This window comes from Alicyclobacillus shizuokensis NBRC 103103, from assembly GCF_001552255.1.
GTDB lineage: Bacteria > Bacillota > Bacilli > Alicyclobacillales > Alicyclobacillaceae > Alicyclobacillus_G > Alicyclobacillus_G shizuokensis.
Genome location: NZ_BCQV01000121.1, coordinates 1 through 1145, shown reverse-complemented (window position 1 = coordinate 1145; position 1145 = coordinate 1). Strand labels below are relative to the sequence as shown.

1 protein-coding gene and 1 other RNA gene are annotated in these 1145 nt (G+C 55.0%); both read left to right on the top strand.

Annotated elements, in window-relative coordinates; genetic code table 11:
• The first annotated feature begins 58 nt into the window (after nucleotides 1-58).
• Nucleotides 59-501: RNase P RNA component class A (gene rnpB / locus ASH01S_RS17590), an RNA gene on the top strand.
• Between the two features lie 294 nt (nucleotides 502-795).
• Nucleotides 796-1145, top strand: a 350-nt coding sequence (locus ASH01S_RS17585; protein WP_169794277.1) for a site-specific integrase, incomplete at its 3' end; no start/stop codon positions are given.

Here is a 1145-nt window from a genome sequence, read left to right as displayed (position 1 = left end):
CCGCTTGAGGCCCCTGGATGTCTGCGTTATACTAAAACGTGCTGTATTGAGACCGGAGGAAGTAAGCTGGGCAACCGCCGGTGCAGTGTCGAAAGACCGCACGGGAGGAAAGTCCGAGCTCCACAGGGCAGGGTGCCGGATAACGTCCGGCGGGAGCAATCCTAGGGATAGTGCCACAGAAATGGAGACCGCCGATGGCCGCGTCGCATGCGCGCACAGGCAAGGATGCAACGGTGCGGTAAGAGCGCACCAGCAGCCTGGAGACAGGCTGGCTAGGTAAACCCCACCCGGAGCAAGACCGGATAGGAGCGCATATGCGGTGGCCCGTCGCGCGCTCGGGTAGGTCGCTGGAGCCATCTGGCAACAGATGGCCTAGATAGATGGTTGCCGCTCCAGTGCGAGGCGCGTGGCTCGCAGGCACGGCTCACAGAGCTTCTTGGCGAGCGTGGCGCCGCTTGCAGCACCGGAGAACAGAACTCGGCTTACAGGCTTGCTTTCTCTGGCCTATAACCCACAAGGGAGATCTCCTTGTGGGTTTTGACTTATGGGCGACTTTTTGCCGAAAGTCTTATCCGACCAGGCATTGTCGGCGCTCTTTCGAGTCCATCTTCCTCGGGGTTATTGTGCTGTAAAATGACCAATTTAGCAATAGAGTTATAGGCTACATAACATAGGGGTTATCAAGGGGTTCTGTACACCCGTGATTTTCGAACTCACGCATCGTAATTTTTGAAAGTGCAAGGTCCTCCTCGGTATGGTAGAGGTGACCATAGGATACCAAGGGGGAATGATAATATGAGGCAGAACTTCATTGAGCAGCAGATGGATGCGTTCATTGAGCAAAACACCAAACGATATCGGAACTTGAAAGGTCCCTTAACACTGCACGAGGGGATCGATTTGGCGATCCACGAGTGGACGGCGCAAGGAAAGGCCCCGAATACGATTGACACATACGTCCGCCATTTGCGGGAGTTCTCGACGTTCGCCCACAAGAAATTTCAGCATCCCAATCTGGTACAGAGAATGGACCGCTTCTGCATCGCATCCTATCGTACGTTTTTGGCCGCCAGGAGGACGGAGGAGGGGGCACCGTTATCGCCAAGATCCGTTCAGATTCGGTTGGATTCACTGCGTGCTTTTTT